Source organism: Microbacterium sp. ZW3a (assembly GCF_057167165.1).
On the sequence record NZ_CM169903.1, the window covers coordinates 2,553,000 to 2,572,130 of the forward strand.

General features: G+C 71.8%; 17 protein-coding genes. 7 read left to right on the plus strand and 10 right to left on the minus strand.

What is annotated here, in order from left to right:
- Positions 1-4: 4 nt before the first annotated feature.
- Positions 5-802, minus strand: a complete 798-nt coding sequence (locus tag ACU6WY_RS12025) for an LLM class F420-dependent oxidoreductase (protein WP_483819878.1) — start codon at positions 800-802, stop codon at positions 5-7.
- A 47-nt stretch (positions 803-849) separates the two neighbouring features.
- Between ACU6WY_RS12025 and ACU6WY_RS12030 the strand changes: the two genes are divergently transcribed.
- Positions 850-1,851 (plus strand): o-succinylbenzoate synthase, encoded by a 1,002-nt coding sequence (locus ACU6WY_RS12030; RefSeq protein ID WP_483819879.1) that lies wholly within the window; start codon positions 850-852, stop codon positions 1,849-1,851.
- Here the strand turns inward: ACU6WY_RS12030 and ACU6WY_RS12035 are convergent.
- Positions 1,838-2,464, minus strand: a complete 627-nt coding sequence (locus ACU6WY_RS12035) for a TetR family transcriptional regulator (RefSeq protein ID WP_483819880.1) — start codon at positions 2,462-2,464, stop codon at positions 1,838-1,840. The genes ACU6WY_RS12030 and ACU6WY_RS12035 overlap by 14 nt on opposite strands.
- Before the next feature lie 119 nt (positions 2,465-2,583).
- Here ACU6WY_RS12035 and ACU6WY_RS12040 point away from each other — a divergent pair, with 119 nt between their 5' ends.
- The 3 genes from ACU6WY_RS12040 to ACU6WY_RS12050 all read left to right on the plus strand — a co-directional run bounded on the left by ACU6WY_RS12040 (position 2,584) and on the right by ACU6WY_RS12050 (position 8,513).
- Positions 2,584-5,382 (plus strand): MMPL family transporter, encoded by a 2,799-nt coding sequence (locus tag ACU6WY_RS12040; RefSeq protein WP_483819881.1) that lies wholly within the window; start codon positions 2,584-2,586, stop codon positions 5,380-5,382.
- A complete protein-coding gene (locus tag ACU6WY_RS12045) occupies positions 5,379-7,463 on the plus strand; it encodes a YhgE/Pip domain-containing protein (RefSeq protein ID WP_483819882.1) in 2,085 nt (694 codons plus the stop codon). Before ACU6WY_RS12040 ends, ACU6WY_RS12045 begins: the two co-directional genes overlap by 4 nt.
- A gap of 441 nt (positions 7,464-7,904) precedes the next feature.
- Positions 7,905-8,513 (plus strand): endonuclease domain-containing protein, encoded by a 609-nt coding sequence (locus tag ACU6WY_RS12050; protein ID WP_483819883.1) that lies wholly within the window; start codon positions 7,905-7,907, stop codon positions 8,511-8,513.
- A 109-nt stretch (positions 8,514-8,622) separates the two neighbouring features.
- Here ACU6WY_RS12050 and ccsB read toward each other — a convergent pair whose 3' ends face one another.
- The 7 genes from ccsB to ACU6WY_RS12085 all read right to left on the minus strand — a co-directional run bounded on the left by ccsB (position 8,623) and on the right by ACU6WY_RS12085 (position 14,608).
- Positions 8,623-9,636, minus strand: a complete 1,014-nt coding sequence (gene ccsB, locus ACU6WY_RS12055) for a c-type cytochrome biogenesis protein CcsB (RefSeq protein WP_483819884.1) — start codon at positions 9,634-9,636, stop codon at positions 8,623-8,625.
- Between the two features lie 4 nt (positions 9,637-9,640).
- Positions 9,641-11,350, minus strand: a complete 1,710-nt coding sequence (resB, locus tag ACU6WY_RS12060) for a cytochrome c biogenesis protein ResB (protein WP_483819885.1) — start codon at positions 11,348-11,350, stop codon at positions 9,641-9,643.
- Positions 11,351-11,363: 13 nt separating this feature from the next.
- Complete coding sequence (locus ACU6WY_RS12065) at positions 11,364-12,113, minus strand: cytochrome c biogenesis CcdA family protein (protein ID WP_483819886.1); 750 nt, start codon at positions 12,111-12,113, stop codon at positions 11,364-11,366.
- Positions 12,110-12,703 carry a TlpA family protein disulfide reductase gene (locus ACU6WY_RS12070; RefSeq protein WP_483819887.1) on the minus strand — a complete coding sequence of 198 codons (594 nt, stop codon included), beginning with the start codon at positions 12,701-12,703 and terminating at the stop codon, positions 12,110-12,112. Before ACU6WY_RS12070 ends, ACU6WY_RS12065 begins: the two co-directional genes overlap by 4 nt.
- Complete coding sequence (locus tag ACU6WY_RS12075) at positions 12,703-13,347, minus strand: histidine phosphatase family protein (protein WP_483819888.1); 645 nt, start codon at positions 13,345-13,347, stop codon at positions 12,703-12,705. Before ACU6WY_RS12075 ends, ACU6WY_RS12070 begins: the two co-directional genes overlap by 1 nt.
- An 87-nt stretch (positions 13,348-13,434) precedes the next feature.
- Positions 13,435-14,121 carry a DedA family protein gene (locus ACU6WY_RS12080; RefSeq protein ID WP_483819889.1) on the minus strand — a complete coding sequence of 229 codons (687 nt, stop codon included), beginning with the start codon at positions 14,119-14,121 and terminating at the stop codon, positions 13,435-13,437.
- 97 nt (positions 14,122-14,218) lie between these two features.
- Positions 14,219-14,608: a hypothetical protein gene (locus tag ACU6WY_RS12085; RefSeq protein ID WP_483819890.1), complete on the minus strand. Its 390-nt coding sequence runs from the start codon at positions 14,606-14,608 to the stop codon at positions 14,219-14,221.
- A 67-nt stretch (positions 14,609-14,675) separates the two neighbouring features.
- On the opposite strand from ACU6WY_RS12085, the gene ACU6WY_RS12090 reads away from it, so the two are divergent.
- The 3 genes from ACU6WY_RS12090 to ACU6WY_RS12100 are packed head-to-tail and all read left to right on the plus strand — an operon-like array spanning position 14,676 to position 17,997.
- The gene (locus ACU6WY_RS12090) at positions 14,676-15,446 is read left to right on the plus strand and encodes a hypothetical protein (protein WP_483819891.1); all 771 of its coding nucleotides are present in this window, start codon (positions 14,676-14,678) and stop codon (positions 15,444-15,446) included.
- Positions 15,443-16,702 carry an adenosylhomocysteinase gene (locus tag ACU6WY_RS12095; protein ID WP_483819892.1) on the plus strand — a complete coding sequence of 420 codons (1,260 nt, stop codon included), beginning with the start codon at positions 15,443-15,445 and terminating at the stop codon, positions 16,700-16,702. Before ACU6WY_RS12090 ends, ACU6WY_RS12095 begins: the two co-directional genes overlap by 4 nt.
- Complete coding sequence (locus ACU6WY_RS12100) at positions 16,699-17,997, plus strand: amidohydrolase family protein (protein ID WP_483819893.1); 1,299 nt, start codon at positions 16,699-16,701, stop codon at positions 17,995-17,997. The genes ACU6WY_RS12095 and ACU6WY_RS12100 overlap by 4 nt, the downstream gene beginning before the upstream one ends.
- A gap of 12 nt (positions 17,998-18,009) precedes the next feature.
- On the opposite strand, the gene ACU6WY_RS12105 is transcribed toward ACU6WY_RS12100, so the two are convergent.
- A complete protein-coding gene (locus tag ACU6WY_RS12105) occupies positions 18,010-18,999 on the minus strand; it encodes a nucleoside hydrolase (protein WP_483819894.1) in 990 nt (329 codons plus the stop codon).
- Positions 19,000-19,131: the final 132 nt, after the last annotated feature.

The following is a 19,131-nucleotide window of genomic DNA, read 5'->3' on the forward strand; positions in this document are numbered from 1 at the left end:
GGGATCAGGCGTTCTTGGCATCCCGCCAGGCGAGCCAGCGCTCGACGAGCGAGTAGTCCCAGTCGGGTCCCGAGAAGCCGAGCGTGAACAGGCGCGTCCCGGCGTCGAAGAGCGCGTCGGCCATGTCTTCGTCGCGGTCCTTCAGCTCGTTCGAGACGACCAGGCCCGACAGGTCGCGCCCCTCGGTCTCGGCCCAGCGCTCGATGACGCCGAACTTGTGCGGGAGCTCGTCGGGGGCGACGAAGCTGTGCCAGATGTCGGCGTGACGGGCCACGATGCGCAGCGTCTTCTGCTCGCCCTTGCCGCCGATCATGACGGGGATCGCGCGGGTGGGTGCGGGGTTGAGCTTGCCCCAGCGGTCGACGATGCGGTCGAGGTCGCTCGCGAGCGCGTTCAGGCGGGAGCCTGCCGTGCCGAACTCGTAGCCGTACTCGGCGTAGTCGCGCTCGAACCAGCCCGATCCGGTGCCGAAGATGAAGCGGCCGGTGTCGCTGCCTTTGGCACTGATGTGGTCGATCGTGCGAGCCATGTCGGCCTGCAGATCGGGGCCGCGGTAGCTGTTGCAGTTCACCAGGGCGCCGAACTCCACGCGCTCGGTCTGCTCGGCCCACGCGGCCAGCATCGTCCACGCCTCGAAGTGCTCGCCGTCGGGGTCGCCGTAGAGCGGGAAGAAGTGGTCCCAGTTGAACAGGACATCGACACCCATCTCCTCCAGACGAAGGACGGCGTCGCGAATGTCGGAGTACTGCACGTGCTGCGGCTGGATCTGGACGCCGAGCCGAACCGGGGTATCGAAGAGCATGCGGCCAGCCTATTCCCGGCGCCTTCGGCGGAGGCCAGGATGGGACGATGAGCACCCTCCCCGCCCTCGCCGACATCCGGTCCACGGCCCGCGTCGTCGCCCTCCCCCTGGCGACCCGGTTCCGCGGCATCCGTACACGCGAGGCCGTGGTGTTCGAGGGTCCGCAGGGGTGGACGGAGTTCTCCCCGTTCGTCGAGTACGACGACGCCGAGGCGGCGACGTGGCTGGCCGCCGCGATCGACTTCGGCTGGCACCCCGCGCCCCCCGCCCGGCGGGACAGCATCCCCGTGAATGCGACCGTGCCCGCCGTCGCCGCGTCGGAGGTCGAGGCCGTGCTCGCGCGGTTCGATGGATGCCGCACGGCCAAGGTGAAAGTCGCTGAACCGGGACAGACGCTCGCCGACGACGTCGCGCGCGTGCGGGCGGTGCGGCACCATCTCGGCCCCGAGGGACGCCTGCGGGTCGACGCCAACGGCGCCTGGAACGTCGACGAGGCCGAACGCGCCGTGCACGCGCTGGCGGAGTTCGACCTCGAGTACGTCGAGCAGCCCTGCGCCCGGGTGGAGGAGCTCGCGGAGCTCCGGGAGCGCATCGGGTACCTCGACATCCCCCTCGCCGCCGACGAGAGCGTCCGCAAGGCCGCCGACCCCCTGCGAGTGGCGCGCGCCGGCGCCGCCGACCTGCTCGTGATCAAGGCGCAACCGCTCGGCGGCGTGCACACGGCCCTCGCCATCGTCGCAGAGGCGGGGCTTCCCGCGGTCGTCTCAAGCGCGTTGGACACCTCGATCGGCCTGTCAATGGGCGTCGCCCTCGCCGCCGCCCTGCCCGACCTCGACTACGACTGCGGCCTCGGCACGGCCGCGTTGTTCACGGCGGATGTGGTCGCCGAGCCTCTGCGGCCCCGGGGCGGGGTACTCGCGCTCACCCGACCGGAGCCGTCGTCCGCCGACCTCGACCGCGTGGCCGCCCCGGAGGAGCGGAGGGAGTGGTGGTTCGACCGCCTCGGGCGGTGCTACCGCGCGCTCGAGATCGGGCTCACTCGAGGATGAGCGTCACGAGGTGCGACAGGCGCTCGGCGAGCTCGCGGCGCGCCGCCGTCGCCTCCTGGCGCGTCATGAGGGAACGCTCGCTGATCGAGATCCACGTCGACAGCAGCAGTTCGGTCGCTCCCTCGACCGGAAGCCGCAGCGTCAGACCGCGGGCCTCGGCGATGTCGTGCACGAGCTGCGCGACGTTCTCGGAGAGCCCCCGGTCCAGCGCCAGGTAGGCCTCGGCGAAGTCGGCGTTGCGCAGCGCCTGCACCCGGATCTCGGCGGTCAGAAGGACGTCGAGACGATCGTGGGCGGTCACCTCGAGCACCTCCTGCACGAGGTTCAGAACCTCGCCGTCGGCGTCGAGGCCGCGGATCTCGATCGAGGCGACGCGTTCGCGCACCGCGGCAATCGTGCTTTCGGCAGAGCGCTCGCACAGGGCGAGAAACAGCTCTTCCTTCGAGGCGAAGTTCGAGTAGTACGCCCCCCGGGTGAATCCGGCCCGCTCGCTGACGGCCTCGACCGAGGCGGCCTCGATGCCCACCTCGGCGAAGAGCTGGGCGGCGGCATCCATCAACCGGGTGCGGGTGTTCTCGCGTCGACGCGACGGCGTCGGTGCCGTGTCCGTCATGCGTCCCCCTCGGTTCAGGGGCGAGACTCAGGTTCGCGCGCGCCCTCCCCCGCTACGATACAGTCTTGTATCCGATACGGTGTTGTATCGACTGTCCGCCGAACGTGGGAGCCGCCGCCGTGTCTACTTTCCTGTACACCCTGGGCCGTTGGTCGTTCCGCCACCCGTGGCGCGTCCTCTCGGCGTGGTTGGTGATCCTCGCCCTCAGCATCGGCGGTGTCGCGCTCCTGGCCAAGGGCACCGACAACACCTTCACCATCCCCGGCACCGAGTCGCAGGCCGGGCTCGAGATGCTCTCGCGCACGTTCCCCCAGGTCAGCGGCGCGAGCGCCACCATCGTGGTCGTCGCCGCCGACGGGGCGTCCGTGCGCGACCAGGATTATCAGGATGCCATCGGCACCGCCATCGACGACATCGGCACTCTCGACTTCGTCGAGGCCGTCAGCAACCCCTACGACGCGCGCGTCTCCGGCGGCGTCTCCGACGACAACCGCGCGGCGATCATCAACGTCCAGTTCTCGGGCGAGGCCACCGCAGTGCCCACCGCCACCGAGGACGGGCTCCGCGAAGACGCGCAGACGCTCGGCGCGGCGCTCCCGAGTGGCTCCCAGGCCGTGCTCGGCGGGCAGCTGTTCGCCAACGAGGTCCCGGGCGCGAGCATCACTGAAGCCCTGGGCGTCGTCATCGCGGCCATCGTGCTCATGCTCACCTTCCGCTCGCTCCGGTTGGCCTGGATGCCCCTGGCCACCGCCATCCTCGGCGTAGCCCTCTCCGTGGCCCTGATCTTCATCTCCACCGGGTTCGCGACGGTGTCCTCGACCACACCGCTCCTGGCGGTGATGCTGGGGCTCGCGGTCGGCATCGACTACGCCCTGTTCATCGTGTCCCGACATCAGGATCAGGTACGCGAGGGCATGGACCCCGAGGAGTCCGCCGCCCGCGCCACCGGAACGGCCGGGTCGGCGGTGGTGTTCGCCGGCATCACCGTGCTCATCGCGCTCATCGGTCTGGGCTTCGCCAACATCCCCTTCCTGACCACGATGGGCATCGCCGCGGCCGTGGCCGTCGCCATCGCGGTGTGCATCGCGCTGACCCTCACCCCCGCCTTCCTCGGCTTCGCCAAGGGCCGGGTCGTCGGCTGGCGGCGCCGCAAGGCCGCGACCGCCGAGACGCGGTCGCACGGCCCCGCTGCCCGCTGGGTGGGCCTGGTCACGAAGCACCCCGTCGTCACCTCGGTCTCGGTCGTCGCGCTGCTGGGTGTCGCTGCCATCCCCGCCGGAAGCCTCGCCCTGACGCTCCCCACCGCGGGGCAGCTTCCCCCCGGCAACGAGGCGCGTACCACGTACGAGCTCACCGAGGAGTACTTCGGTCCGGGCGCCAACGGCCCGCTCATCATGACCGGCACCATCGTCACCTCCGACGATCCGCTGACCCTCATGCAGAACATCGGCGATGAGGTCGCGAAGATCCCCGGTGTCGCCGAAGTGGCCCTCGCCACCCCCAACGAGACCGCGGACACCGGCATCGTGCAGATCGTCCCCGAAACGGGCCCCGAAGACCCGCGCACCGCCGACCTCGTGCGCGACCTCCGCGCGCAGGAGGATCGGCTGTACGACGAGTTCGGCGTGCGGCTGCTCGTCACCGGCTACACCGCCGTGACGATCGACATCTCCGACCAGCTGGGGGCGGCGCTCCTCCCCTTCGGCATCTTCGTCGTCGGTCTCTCCCTGATCCTCCTCATGATCGTCTTCCGTTCGATCTGGGTGCCCCTGACCGCCGCCGGCGGATACCTGCTCTCGGTCGCGGCATCCTTCGGTGTCGTCGCCGCGGTGTTCGAGTGGGGCTGGTTCGCCGACGCCCTGCACGTGGCGAAGGTCGGTCCCATCATCAGCTTCATGCCGATCGTGCTGATGGGCGTGCTGTTCGGTCTCGCGATGGACTACCAGGTGTTCCTCGTCTCGCGGATGCGCGAGGACTACGTGCACGCCGCGCGGGAGGGGCGCACGCCGCGCGAGATCGCTCTCGGCGCCGTCCGCAGCGGCTTCCGGGGATCGGCCCGCGTGGTCGTGGCCGCGGCCGTCATCATGTTCTCGGTCTTCGTCGCGTTCGTGCCCGAGGGCGACTCGAGCCTCAAGCCCATCGCGCTGGGCCTCGCGGTCGGCGTCGCGGTCGACGCGTTCCTCGTTCGCATGACCCTCGTCCCGGCGGTGCTCGCGCTGCTCGGAGCGAAGGCCTGGTGGATGCCGCGCTGGCTCGACCGACTGCTGCCCAAGCTCGACGTCGAGGGCGAGGCCGTCCAGCGCGAGCTCGGCCTCACCGCCTGGCCGGAAGGACCCGCGATCGCGATCGCGGCCGACGACCTGGGCGCCGCGACGACCGAGGGAGGCGAGCGCATCTTCTCCGACGTGCACCTGCGCGTCGGCTACGGGGACACCCTGCTCGTGACGGGCGAGACGCGTGTCACCCGCCCCCTCCTGCTGGCACTTTCCGGTCGCGTGTCGGCGGTCGACGGTCGACTGCGCGTGGACGGACTCCTCGTGCCCGAGCGCGCCGGCGCCGTTCGCTCGCGCGTCGGTGTCGCCCTCCTCGACGACGACACCGCGGCATCCGACGAGGTCGCCCGGGCTGTCGCCGGGGGCACGCGCGTGGTCGTCATCTCCGACGTCGACCGTCTCGACGACGACGCACGCGCGGATGTCGCCGAGGTTCTCCGGCGCGCGGCCGTCGAGGCGAAGGAACGCTCCGGCGACGCCTCCTCGCCGTTCACGCTCGTCGTCTCCGCCCGCGACGAACGCCGGGCGCTCTCGCTCCTCGCCGACGCGCACCGCCCCGACGTGACGTCGCTGGCGCTGCCCTCGCCGCACCGTAACCGTCCCGAACCCGAGTCCTCCGCCGATCTCTCCGAGGTGTTCGCATGACCGTCCCCGTCGAGCGCTCCCGCTCGCGCCGCCCCGTCACCTGGCTGACCCTGATCGGCGTGCTGCTCCTGCCCGCCGTGATCGGCGGCATCCTGGTGGGCGCGCTGTACAACCCCACCGACCGCCTCGAGAACATCACGGCCGCGATCGTCAACGACGACAAGGCCGTCGAACTCAACGGTCAGCTCGTGCCGCTGGGCCGCCAGCTCACCGGCGGCCTCGTCAAGGGCGCCGACGACCAGCCGAGCAACATCGACTGGGTCATCTCGAACGACGCGGATGCCGCCACGGGGCTGGAGGACGGCACCTACACCGCCGTCGTGACCATCACCGAGAACTTCACCGCCGCCGCTCTGTCGACCCGCCCCGGCGAGACTCCCGAGCGCGCCACCATCGGCGTCGAGACCGCGCCCGACGCGCGCGTCGTCGATGGCGCGATCACCGCACAGCTGGCATCCACCGCTTCTTCCGTCTTCGGCAGCGAGCTGTCGTCGCAGTACCTCACGAACGTCTTCCTCGGCTTCACCACCCTGGGCCAACAGCTGGGCACGGCGGCCGACGGCGCGCACCAGCTCGCCGACGGGGCGGGTCAGGCCGCGAGCGGCGCGACCGGGTTGCAGGACGGTCTCGGCGCCCTCTCGAACGGCGCGTCGGAACTGGCCACGGGTGCGCAGCAGCTCGCCGCAGGGACGGGACCGCTCGCCAACGGCGCCTCCCAGCTCGCCGGTGGGGCCACGGCCCTCGCCGACGGCACCCGGGAGGCCGCCACGGGCGTGGGCGATCTCGCCGGTGGGGCCGAGGGAATCGCACAGGGCAACGAACAACTCGCCGCCACCGTCACCGGCATCGCGAACCAGATTCCCCCGGACTTCGCACAGGTCGCCACCGACCTGTCGCAGGCCGCCCCCGAGGTGAACGATGCCCTCGTCAAGGCCGCGGCCGCGCTGCAGCAGGCCGCCGATAATTGCATCGGCACACCCGAGCAGTGCGCCGCGCTGCGCCAGGCCTCCGCCGATGCCAACGCCGCCCTCCCTCAGGCCACCGAGACCGTCACCCAGATCGGCGTTCTCGCCGGGGAGGCCGCCCAGCTTCCCGCCGGCATCCGCGCCATTGCCGCCGCCAACCAGCAGCTCGCTGACGGTGCGCGTGGTCTTGCGGGCGGAGCCACGAAGGCGGCCGCGGGCCTGAACACGATCGCCGGGAGCATCGACGGCCTCGCCGGGGGCGCCAACGAGCTCGCCACGGGGACACGCCAGCTCGGTGCGGGCGCCGCGGGTCTCAGCTCCGGCTCGGCACAGCTGGCATCCGGGGCCTCCGACGCAGAGACCGGCGCGGGTCAGCTCTCCGACGGCGTCTCGCAGGTCGCCTCGGGCACCACCTCCCTCGCCGACGGTCTCGACACCGCCGTGCAGCAGCTGCCCACCTACACCGACGATCAGGCGAAGAACCTCGCCGACATCGTCGCCGACCCGGTCTCGACCACCGGCGTGAGCGACTCGCTCTTCGGTACCGCGGCGGTGCCGCTGCTGGCGATGGCCGTGCTGTGGTTCGGCGGTCTCGCCTCGTTCGTGGTCTTCCAGGCGGTCTCGGCCCGCGCGCTCGTGAGCCGTCGCGCGTCCGGCCTCGTCGCCCTCCGCGGCTACCTCCCCGCGGGGATCATCGGCGCCGCACAGGGAATCCTGGTCGCGGGCGTGGTGCAGGTGGCATCCGGGTACGACTGGAGCGACTGGGCGCTGTTCGCCCTCGTCTGCGTCGTCGCCGGTGTGGCCTTCGCCGCCGTGAATCAGGCGCTCGTCGCCGTGTTCGGTGGCGCGGGGCGCTGGATCGCCGCGATCATCGGGGCACTGGCCGTCGCCGCCAACATCGTCTCGACCGTCCCGCCGTTCCTCGCGGCCCTGTCGACGCTGCTGCCCACCTCCCCGGCGTACGCCTCGATGCTCGGCGCCCTCGCCTCGTCCGGCGGGATCGCGGCCGGCGTCGTGGGGCTACTGGTCTGGGCCGCGCTCGCGCTGATCGTGACAACCCTCGTCGTGGTGCGGCGCCGCACGACGAGCGTCCGCGCCGCCGCCCAGCCCGCGTAGCCCCCCCTCCCCCCGCTGAGTGTCCAAGACACGCCGCATCGCCCCTCGGCGGCGCGGCGTGTCTTGGACACTCGCACGTGGGAGACCCGCGCGACGGCTCCTCCACAGAAGCCCTCATGTGGAGGGATCTGCGCGCCGCGGCACGGGAGCGTCTGTGATGGGACGGTGAAACCCCGGCCCCTTCCCGAGCATCTCCCCGAGGCCTTCCACGTTCAGGATGCCGACCGCCTCGGCGTTCCCCGACGACGGTTGGTCGCCACCGACCTGCAGTCCCCGTTCCACGGCGTCCGCGCGCGGATCGGAACGCCTGCACGGGACACTCTCGACCGGTGCCGTCTTTACGCGCCGCGACTCCGCCCCGGCCAGGTGTTCAGTCATGAGACCGCGGCCGCGTTGTGGGAGGCGCCTCTCCCGCTCCGATCCCTTTCGGACGCGCTGCACGTGAGCGCCGCACCCCCCGCTCGCGAACCGCGGACCGTGGGTGTCGTCGGACACCGGATCGCGCTCGAACCAGCCGACGTCACGCGCGCACACGGACTCCCCCTCACCACGCCCGTGGCGACGTGGACGCATCTCGCGGATTCGCTCCCCGAAACCCCCCTCGTCGCGATCGGCGACTGGATGCTGTCCCACGGCATCCCGAAGGCGACGCTCGACGCCGCGGCTGCGGCCTTCGTCGGCCGGGGAGCGGTGTCTCTCCGTCGCGCGTGCGAACGGATCCGGCCGGGCGTGGAGTCGCCCCGCGAGACCGCGGTCCGGCTTCTCCTGATCGACGCCGGGCTGCCGGAGCCCGCGCTGAACTGGACCCTCCGCTCGGAGGGGCTCTTCGTCGCACGCCTCGACATGGCCTACCCCGACGCTCGGGTCGCGGTCGAGTACGACGGGCGGCAGCACGCGCAACCGGATCAATTCCGACGCGATGCCGACCGGTGGCGGGCCATCGCCGAGGCGGGATGGATCCTCGTGCGTGTCCTGTCGCACCACCTCGAGTCACCCGATCGCGACATCATCGCCCCGGTTCGGCGTGCTCTCCTCGCGCGCGCGAGGTGACGCCCCTTGCCCGACAGGCGAGTGTCCAGAAGACACCGGATGCCACGGCCCCGATGCGGCGTGTCTTGGACACTCAGCGGGGGGGCGGGGGGGCGGGGCCGGGGGGGGGCTAGGACGTTAGGCCGGAGTAGGCGTGGAGGCCCTTGAAGAAGACGTTGACGATCGTGAAGTTGAACAGCACCGCGGCGAAGCCGATGATCGACAGCCACGCCGAGCGGGTTCCGCGCCAGCCGCGCGTCGCGCGGGCGTGGATGTATCCGGCGTAGAGCACCCAGATGACGAACGTCCAGACTTCCTTGGTGTCGAAGCCCCAGAACCGACCCCACGCGTCGTTGGCCCAGATGGAGCCGGCGATGAGCGTGAAGGTCCAGAAGATGAACCCGACGATCGCGAAGCGGTAGGCCAGCGACTCCAGCGCGTCGGCGGTCGGGAGCGTCTGCAGGAAGCTCCGGCGCGGAGCAGCACCCTCCGACGCGGCGGCGGCGACCTTGCGCTCACGCCGCGCCTGCAGCAGCTGCATCACCGACAGACCGAACGCGAGGGCGAACAGGGCGGTGGCCAGCGAGGCGACGAACACGTGGATGACGAGCCACACCGACTTCAGCGGGTCGGCCAGCGGCACGACCTCGACGTGGAACGCCAGCGTCGCGCCGCCCAGCAGCACGACCGCGAGGCCCGTGATGAGCGAGCCGAGGAAGCGCAGGTCGTAGCGGGTGAGCACGGCGAGGTACACCGCCACGACGAGCAGCACGCCGGTGAGGGCGAATTCGTACATGTTCGACCACGGCACGCGCTCGGCCGCGACCCCGCGCAACACCGTCGCGCCGAGGTGGAACAGGAAGCCGAGGGCGGTCAGCGCCGTGCCCATGCGGGCCCACACGTAGCGCGGCTTCGCCGCGGGGGTTCCGGATGCCGTCGACCCAGCGGATCCGCCGAGCACGCCGCCCCCGCCCGCGGTGACGAGCTCGCGCGCGACGACCTCGTCTTTCGCCTTCAGCGCGAGGTCGGAGCGCCGGGCGAGATCGATCGCGTACGCGATGAACGCGAGCACGTAGATCGCGACGGACGTCCACACCAGGAGCAGGGAGATCTCGTCGAGGAGGATCGGATCGGTTCCGGGCATGGTGTCAGTCTACTTTTCCGGTGTCGGGGCGGCTCTGGTCGTCCGGAGCCGGGAGCGAGGAGCGATGCCGTTCGACCATCTGGTCGACGGCGGCGGCGAGGGTGGGGTCCTCGCCGCGGGCGAGGCCGGCGTACTCCACCTGCACGGTGTCGCCCTGCGTCGTCGCCTTGACCCACATGCGTCGGCGCGGCACGAACAGCGCCGCGAGCAGACCGAGGGTCGCCAGCGTCGCGAACGCGAGCACCCAGGGTCCCGCGAGGTCGCGGTGGATCGACAGCGACGCGAAGCGCTTGACCGACCCCTGGTATCCGGTGGCCCCGGCGGGCGCCTCGTTCTCGAACGTGATCGAGCCGAGGCCGTTCGGCAGCTCCGCCGTCTCACCGGGCATGAGCCGCAGCGCGGGCGTGCCGCTCTCACCGCCGGCGATCTGCGTCATGCCGCTCGGGTCGAGGGTGTACACCGACCGCGGTGTACCGTCGTCGATACCGAGGTCGCCGGCGTAGACGCGGAGCGTGAGCACGGGGTACTCGAGAGCACCGTAGGTGGAGGTGAGCGCCCCGGTGTCGAGGGTGTCCATCGTGGGGTAGAAGAACCCGATGAGGCCGAGCTGCTCGGGCATGCCGTCGGCGACCTTGATCACTCCGAGCGAGGTCATATTGGCATCCTGCGGGAGGAAGGCGACCGAGTCGTGGAAGACCTCCTCGCCCGCGGCGTTGCGGATCGTCACGGTCGGCGCGTACCCGTTGCCGAGGAGGTACACGCGGTCGCCCTGCACGTCGAGGGGGTGGTTCACCCGCACCTGCCCCTCACGGCGATCGCCGCCGGGCGCGATCGTGGTGACGTTGGCCGCGAAGTCGCCGGCCTGGCCTGATCCGGGCTGCCCCGGCGGCACGTAACTCACGTCGAAGCGGTCGAGGGTCATCGAGTACGGCGCGAGCGCGTTGCTGTCGACGAACCGCCCGGGGTTGAACGAGGAGTAGTCGAGCAGGCTGTTGGTGAAAGCCTGCCCCTCCACGAGCACCCGCTGTCCGGTGTACGTGAAGCCACCGCCGACACCGACGGCGATGAGCACACCCACGAGGGCCGCGTGGAAGACGAGGTTGCCGGTCTCGCGCAGGTATCCGCGTTCCGCCGAGACCGAGAACGCGCCCCGCCCGTCGTAGCGCGCCACGCGGTAGCCGCCCTTGCGCAGCTGCGCGCCGGCGCTGTCGACCGCCGCGGCCGCGACGGAGGCGGCATCCTGCCCCGTGGGCACCGGCACCGTGACCGACCGGTGGTCGTCCAGGCGCGCGAGCCGCGCGGGCGTGCGCGGGGGCTGCGAGCGCAGGGCCTTCCAGTGATGCTTCGTGCGCGGGAGCACACAGCCGATGAGCGAGATGAACAGCAGGATGTAGATCGCCGAGAACCACGGCGACGTGTACACGTCGAACAGGCTCAGATTGTCGAGCACCGGCGCGAGGTCGGGGTTGTCGGTGAAGTACTGGGTGACGCCGTTGGGGTCGGCGCTGCGCTGCGGCACGAGAGACCCGGGGACCGCCGCGATGGCGAGCAGGAGGAGCAGCACGAGCGCGGTGCGCATGCTGGTGAGCTGACGCCAGCCCCACCGCAGCCATCCGACGACGCCCAGACGGGGCGAGGTGATGTCGTCACCTTCCGGCGGCGCGGAATCGGCGTGGTCGGAGGGACGCAGCACGCCGTCGGTGGATTCGGTCACGGTGTTTCCTCGATCAGAGCGGGAGCTGGACACTGCCGATCACCCCCTGGAGGTTCGACATCCAGGTGCCCCAGACGCCCGTCACCATCAGCAGGCCGAGCGCGATCAGCAGGGCCCCGCCGATGAGGTTGACGACGCGGATGTGACGACGAACGAACGCCACCGAGCGCGTCGCCCACCCGAAGCCGAGGGCGAGGAGGAGGAACGGGATGCCGAGACCCAGCGAATACGCCAAGCCCAGGAGGGCGGCCCGGCCGGGGTCGCCGAGGTTGTACGACACCGAGAGGATCGCCGCGAGCGTCGGACCGATGCAGGGGGTCCAGCCGATGCCTAAGGCGATCCCCAGGAGCGGCGCCCCGATGAGCCCGACGTTTCCGCGGGCCTGGAACCGCACCGAGCGCTGGGCGAGGCCGAACAGGCCGATGAACACCAGCCCGAGCAGGATGATGACCACGCCCATGATGCGGGTGATGACGTCGGCATAGCGAAGGAAGAACAGGCCCGCCGTGCCGCCGAAGACGTTCACGGCCATGAACACCAGCGTGAAGCCGGCGATGAACAGCAGCGTCCCGAACACCAGCCGGGAGCGACCGGGGGCGGATGCCGAGCCCCCGCGCGGCGCGACGGCACCGCCGATGAACCCGAGGTATCCGGGCACGAGCGGGAGCACGCACGGCGAGAGGAAGGAGATCAGGCCCGCGGCCAGCGCGACGGGGATCGCGAGCCACAGCGCTCCGTCGAAGACGAGGGCTCCGGGGTTCACGCGCTCTCCGCCACCACGGTGCGCACCATGGCCTCCAGGATCGACGCCTCCGGCAGTTCGCCGATCACGCGGGCCGCGACGCGGCCCTGACGGTCGAGCACGAGGGTCGTGGGGGTGGCGTTGATCGGCGTCTTCTCGGCGAACGCGAGCTTGAGCTCGGCGTCACCCACCGCCATCGCGCTGGGGTACGACACCCCGTTGTCGCGCGCGAACGACAGCGCGGTCGAGGGCTGGTCGTACGTGTTGATCCCGAGGAACGACACGTCCTGCCCCTCGAACGACTGGTACGCCGCCTCGAGGCGGGGCGCCTCGATGATGCACGGACCGCACGTGGCGTACCAGAAGTTCACCACGAGCACCTGCCCGGCGAAGTCCGCGCTGGCGACCGGGGAGCCGTTATCGAGGGTGCCCGAGAAATCGACCGCCTCGCCGCGCTGGTCGGGAGCGATCTCCTGGGTCTGGAACCCGTTCGCGGCGATGTAGCCCTTGTTGTCGCCGGCGCGGTACTGCTCGGCGAGCGGGTCGGCGCTGCACGCGGCCAGGCCCACGGCCAAGACCGCCACGGCGGCGGCGGAGAGGATTCGGCGCATCACACGGCTCCTACGTCGACGGCTCCGGCGGTGCTGGCCGGCTCGGCGTACGCCACCTCGACCCAGCGAGACGACCCGTCGGCGCCGTCTCGCCGCTCGAAGCTCGTCACACTCGACAGCGCGCACCGACGCTTGCGGGGATCGTGGCGGGTGGGTTGGCGGGAGAGGGCGAGGTGGGTCACCCAGATGGGCAACTGGTGCGAGACGACGACGACGTCGCCCGCGGGCACGCGCTCCCACGCATCGGTCATGGCCTCGGTCACCCGGGCGACGATCCGCTCGTAGGGCTCGCCCCAGCTGGGCACGGCGGGGCGCGACAGGTGGCGCCAGTTCAGGGGGTTGGCGAGCGCCCGCTTCATCCGGCGCCCCTCGAACACATTCGTGGGCTCGATGACGCGGTCGTCGATGTACGGCTCGATGCCGAAGAGTTCCACGAACGGTTCGGCGGACTCGCGCGTGCGCTGCAGCGGCGAGACCACGAGAGCCGAGACCGGGCGGTCGAGGCCCTTCACGTACTCGGCGGCCTGCCGTGCCATGCGGCGGCCGTCGACGCTGAGCCCGAATCCGGGGAGACGGCCGTAGAGCACGCGGCGAGGGTTATGGACTTCCCCGTGGCGCACGAGATGAAGGCGGTCGGCGGGCACGGCGTCCAGTCTACGTTCGCGGTTTGTGGGCGGGCTGAGCGGGCGGCGCCGTTGGTTCGACGACGTTCTATCCGCGCACGACGGCGCTCAGGCGTCGCGGCGAGAGGCGAGGAGCGCCCGGATGCGGGCGTAGAGGAACCAGGCCACCCCGAGCGCGACGGCCGCGATCACGACGTACTGCAGGATGTCGGCGTACTGCTCGATGACGTGCCAGTTCTCCCCGAGCAGGTAGCCGGCCAGGACGAAGATCGTGTTCCAGATGAGGCTGCCCGCCCCGGTGAGGAGCCCGAAACGCCACAGGGGCATCTTCGCCACCCCGGCCGGGATCGAGATGAGGCTGCGGAAGATCGGCACCATGCGCCCGAAGAACACCGCCTTGCCGCCGTGCCGCTCGAACCAGGCCACGGTGCGGTCGACGTCTTCGGGGTGCAGCAGCGGCATCTTCGCGGCGAACGCGCGCAGCCGTGCGGCGCCGAGCCAGCGTCCCAGCCCGTACAGCGCGAAGGCGCCGACGATCGAGCCGAGCGTCGTCCACAGCAGCGCCTCGAACAGCGTGAACGAGCCGCGGCTGGCGGTCAGGCCCGCCATGGGCAGCACGACCTCGCTCGGAAGCGGGGGGAAGAGGTTCTCGAGGGCGATGGCTACGCCGGCCCCCACCGGGCCGATGATCTCCATGAGCGAGACAGTCCAGTCCGCGAGCGACGTCAGCCACGACTGATCGCCCGACGTGGAGTTCTCGGACCCCGCGGCCAGGAAAAGGGTGGTGTCGGTCATCGGGTGCCTTCGCGCTCGGTGATCGGCTGCCCGTCCGGACGCCTGAGGTCAGCCTACGGGTGCGCCCTCCGCGCATCCTGGGCGGTTGCCGAGGACCTCAGGATGCCGAGACCCCGGCGCCCACGATGGCGGCGGCGACGAACCACACCGCGATCATCAGCACACTTCCCGCCAGCGGCACCCAGAATGCGAGGCGGCGGCGCACCAGCCGCACGATGGCCACCACGACCGTGACCAGCAGGACGCCCCACGGAGCGATCACCGCCGACCACAGTCCGACGTTCACCAGACCGTCGTCGCACGGGATGGCGCCGCACGCGTCCGAGGCGAAGGCCAGGAGCAGGCCCGCGTACGAACAGGCCACGGCCAGCAGCGGCAGCAGCAGGAGCAGCACGACCGTGAGCGCGAGGTCCCACCCGCGCCGGTGCGGCTGCGCCGGGTCCGGCCGCAGGACGCGGTACGACTCCGGCGAGAGGGAGAAGGTCACGAGCGTCATCCTAGGGAGCAGACGGCCCGAATTGGCGCCCGAGGCCGTCCCGCCCTACGTTCGACCCGTGTCGTCCTTCTGGTCCTCCTTCCCCGGCGGGCTCGACGGCCTGCTTCCGATCGCGCGTCGCCTGGTCGACGCTCGGCACAGCAGGCCCGTCGTCGCCGTCTACGGCGGTGCTCTGCCGCCGCTGCCTCCGGCCGTGTGCAGCGCGCTCCGCACCGACTGGCAGCTCGATGTCGCCCACGACGCCGACGCCCCCGATCCCCTCGCCTCGCGCGCGTTCGGCCTCCTCTACGCCCACGCGCGTGCCGAGCAGGTCGTCCTGGCCCTGTCCGCCCGCACGAACCTCACCCTCGCGGGGTCGACGGTGCGCGTGGTCGGCGATGGCCCGCTGGCCCTGACCCTGACGACGCTTCTGCGCCGTCTCGGTGCTGCCGTCGTGCGCGCGAGCGACGACCCCGTCGAGCGGCTCGCGGCGCGGCTGGACGGCGTCCGGGTCGACCCCGTCTCCGCCGCGGCGAGCGCCGAGGGGCACACCGCGTTCACGGTGCTCACCGGCACGGGGCACGCGGGCCTCGCGATCACCGACATCGGCGGGATCGTCGCCGACGCCTCCCCCCGACAGAGGGATGCCACGGCGTGGCCGTCTCCGCGTCCCCACGTGCGCACGACTCCGAAGGGATCGTTGGTCGAAATGCCCTCTCCCCTGCCGACCGAGACGGAGCCGCCCACGGCGGCTCAGCGGCATCTCGCTGATGCGCTCGTGGCCGCGCTCGTCGTCGAGGGCGGACCCGACGACCCCGCGGGCACCTTCGCCGAGGCGGTGACCCCGTGAGCGGCCGGATCGCCGATCCGTCGCTGTGGCGGGCCGGAAGCGACCGCATCGAGTGGGCGCGGGCGCACATGCCCGTCACCACCGCCCTCGCCGACCGGCTGGAGCGTGAGCGCACCGTCGCCGGCGTCCGCATCGGCGTGTCCGACGTGCTCGAGCCCAAGACCGCCACGGTGGCCCTGGCGCTGGCCGAGGCCGGGGCCGAGGTGACCGTCACCTCGTCGGGGCGCAACACCGACGACGCCGTCGCCGCGGCGCTGGCGCACGCCGGCATCCCCGTCTACGCCCGGGAGGCCGCCGACCGCGCCGAGGATCGCGCGAACGCGCTGGCGCTGCTCGACCACCGTCCCGAGGTGATCGTCGACGACGGTGCCGCGACGATCCGTCTCGCGCACCTCGCGCGGCCCGAGGTCGTCGCCGCCATGCGCGGCGCGACCGAGCAGACCACCTCGGGGGTGCGGCCCCTGCGGCGCATGGAGCTCGAGGGGGCGCTGCGCATCCCCGTCGTGGCCGCGAACGACGCGCGGTCGAAGTCGCTCTTCGACAACATGCACGGCACGGGTCAGTCGGTCGTCTTCGCGGTCGCCGACGTGGCCGACCGTTCCTTCCGCGGGGCGACGGTCGTGGTCGTCGGCTTCGGCCGGGTCGGGACCGGGATCGCGCAGCACGCCGCCGCCCTCGGGGCGCGCGTGATCGTGAGCGAGACCGATCCGGTCGCGGCGCTCCAGGCCGCCTTCGCCGGGTTCGAAGTGCAGACCCTCCTCGAGGCCGTGCGCCGCGCCGACATCGTGATCTCGGCCACCGGCATCCGTCACACCATCGACGTGGCCCACCTCGATGCGCTCCGCAGCGGAGCGGTCGTGGCCGTGGGCGGCGGGGTCGGGCAGGAGATCGCGCTGGATGCCGCCCGCGTGGCCGGTGCTACCGAGATCGCCCGCACGGATGCCGTGTCGATCCTGCGGATGCCGAGCGGCGCCGACGTGCGCGTGCTCGACGACGGCAACTGCCTCAACGTCAGCGCCGCCGAGGGCAACCCGGTCGAGATCATGGACCTCTCGTTCGGCGTGCAGCTGGCCTCGGTCGCGTACCTGCTGTCGACGCCGGAACTCGCGCCGGGCGTGCACGAGCTCCCTCGCGCGGCCGACGACGAGGTGTCGGCGATCGCCCTCGCCTCGTTCGGGGGAACGCTGGACACCCCGTCCGCCGCGCAGCGGGCGTTCCTGGCCTCGTGGAACCCCGACGAGGAGGGCGACGAGTGAGCGTCACCGTCCACCGCGCCCCGGTCCTGCTCTCGGCGGACCGGCCGCCTCTCGCCGACGGCGCGGTGGCGGTCGAGGGCGAGCGGATCCTCGCCGTGGGCCCCGCCGACGATGTGCTCGCCGACCTCGGCGACCGGGCGCTCGAGCTGCACGAACACGACGGCGCGCTCACCCCCGGCCTCGTCAACGCCCACACGCACCTGCAGTACAGCGACATGGCCGCCGTCGGGCGCGCCGCGCACACCGGGTTCGAGTCGTGGATGAGCGCATTCATGGAGCTGTACCCGCTCCCCCGCGACTGGGGCGCCTCGGCGGCGGTGGGCGCGGCCCTGTGTCTACGCTCGGGCACCACCACGGTGGCCGAGATCGTCACCGACGCCGACGCGGCGTCGGCCGTCCACGACGCCGGGCTCCACGGCATCGCGTTCTGGGAGGTGCTCGGCTGGACCGACCGGACGTGGGCCGAGGGCGGCGAGCGCACCGTGCGCGCTGAGCTCGCAGCCCTCCCCACGCCACCGGCCGCGGGGCTGTCGCCGCACGCGATCTACTCGCTCGATACCGGGGTCATCCGCGACCTCGCTCGTCTGGCCCGAGAGCTGGGCGTGCGCCAGCACATCCACGCGGCCGAGTCGGCGTGGGAAGACGCGTACGTGCGCACCGGCACGGGCGACCTCGCCGAGCGCTGGCGCGCGAACGGCCACGGCGAGTTCGCGCTGCTGCGCGAAGGCGGAGCGGGGACCGGGGTCATCCGCTATCTCGACGGGCTCGGGGCGCTCTCCCCCGAGACGCACCTGGCCCACGGCATCTACGTCGACGCCGACGACCGGCAACTGCTGCGCGAACGCGGGGTGAGCGTCGCGCTGTGCCCGCGGTCGAACGCCGTGATCGGACTCGACCACGCGCCCGTCGCGGACTACCTGCGCGAGGGCAACGCGATCGCCGTCGGCACCGACTCGCTGTCGTCCTCGCCGAGCCTGTCGCTGTGGCACGACGTCGCGGCGCTGCACGACATCGCCCGCGCACAGGGCTACGCCGGCGACGACCTGCACGCGCGACTGTTCTCGGCGGCGACCCTCGGCGGGGCGCGGGCCCTGGGGATGGATGCCGACACCGGCGCCCTCCGCGCCGGTGCCCGCGCCGACCTCGCGGTCTTCCCCGTCTCGGTGGCCACGCCCCGCGACGCTCTCGCCGAGCTCGTGGAGTCCGGTCCCGACGACGCCTCCCTCACCGTCGTCGGCGGCCGAGCCCGCTGGTCGACCGCGCGAGAAGCAGAGTCGACCGCGGCCCGCGTCTGACGCCCGCGCGGGTCAGCCCCGCGGCGCCGGGCCCGTCGAGAGCGCCTGAACGAACCGGCGGAGGAACTCCGTGCCGTCGAACGCGGTGACCGCGCGCACGCTCGGACCTTCCGGCGTCCCCCACACCAGCGGCAGACCGTCGTGGGTCAGCGCGATGCGCGTCGCGAGCGATCCGCCGTACGGGGTGTAGTCGACGGGGCCCTCGATCCAGCCCGTGACGATCTCCGGCCGGTGCAGCACGACCGTGGCGAGGCCGTCGTGAGCCGAGGAGATCCGGCGCCCCCACTTGTACTGGTAGAAGTCGTTGTAGGCGTCGAGCACCTCGCCGGCGAACGTGCTCCAGGGGGTACCGACACCGCGCAGAACCGCGAGCACGTGCTCGTCGAGGATCGCCGTCGCGGTGACGTTGACCCCCACCATCACGACGTTGCCGGTGTTGCGGGCGCCGAAGACGATCTCGGCCGCGCGGCGGTCGTTGGCGGTGTTGGCATCCGTCAGCGTCGCCCCGCCGGGAGCCGGGTAGGCCCCCGCCCCACCCATGATGACCACGGAGCGGTACTTCAGGAACAGGTCGGGGTCGCGCTCGAGCGCCCGCGCGATGTTGGTGAGTGGTCCGAGCGGGTGCAGGTCGACCTCGCCAGGGCTCTCGTTGGCGACGCGCACGATCGCGTCCACCGCGCTCTCGTCCTCCACGCGCAACTCGGCCCGCTCGAAGCGGTCGCCGAGGCCGTCCGTCCCGTGCACGAAGTCGGCGATCGAGGCCTCTCCCTCGATCGGCCCCGCCTCTCCGAGGTGCACCGGGATGTCCTCGCGGCCGGCCAGACGCAGCACCGTGCGGACGTTGCGCGCGGAGTCCACGACGGGCGTGTTGCCGTAGATCGTCGTGATCGCCTCGATCTCCACGTCGGGCTGGGCCAGCAGGTACATCAGCGAGTGCGCGTCGTCGAGACCGGTGTCGGTGTCGACGAGGACGCGCTGAACGGGCGAAGAAACGGATGCCATGAATGCTCCTCGGGCAGAAGAAGGGATGTTCTCACCCTGCCCGTCGGGAGCCCGCGACACGGCGCGGTGTTACATCGCGTGACACGGTTGTTCCCTGTTCGTCACGCGAACACCCCAAAGTGAAAGGTGACG

Bases quoted from the DNA above. Each gene is read 5' to 3' on its own strand.
- ACU6WY_RS12080 (WP_483819889.1), bottom strand. From the start codon at position 14,121: ATGACCGACACCACCCTTTTCCTGGCCGCGGGGTCCGAGAACTCCACG.
- ACU6WY_RS12030 (WP_483819879.1), top strand. From the start codon at position 850: ATGAGCACCCTCCCCGCCCTCGCCGACATCCGGTCCACGGCCCGCGTC.
- ACU6WY_RS12035 (WP_483819880.1), bottom strand. From the start codon at position 2,464: ATGACGGACACGGCACCGACGCCGTCGCGTCGACGCGAGAACACCCGC.
- ACU6WY_RS12045 (WP_483819882.1), top strand. From the start codon at position 5,379: ATGACCGTCCCCGTCGAGCGCTCCCGCTCGCGCCGCCCCGTCACCTGG.
- ACU6WY_RS12025 (WP_483819878.1), bottom strand. From the start codon at position 802: ATGCTCTTCGATACCCCGGTTCGGCTCGGCGTCCAGATCCAGCCGCAG.
- ccsB (WP_483819884.1), bottom strand. From the start codon at position 9,636: ATGCCCGGAACCGATCCGATCCTCCTCGACGAGATCTCCCTGCTCCTG.
- ACU6WY_RS12105 (WP_483819894.1), bottom strand. From the start codon at position 18,999: ATGGCATCCGTTTCTTCGCCCGTTCAGCGCGTCCTCGTCGACACCGAC.
- ACU6WY_RS12070 (WP_483819887.1), bottom strand. From the start codon at position 12,703: ATGCGCCGAATCCTCTCCGCCGCCGCCGTGGCGGTCTTGGCCGTGGGC.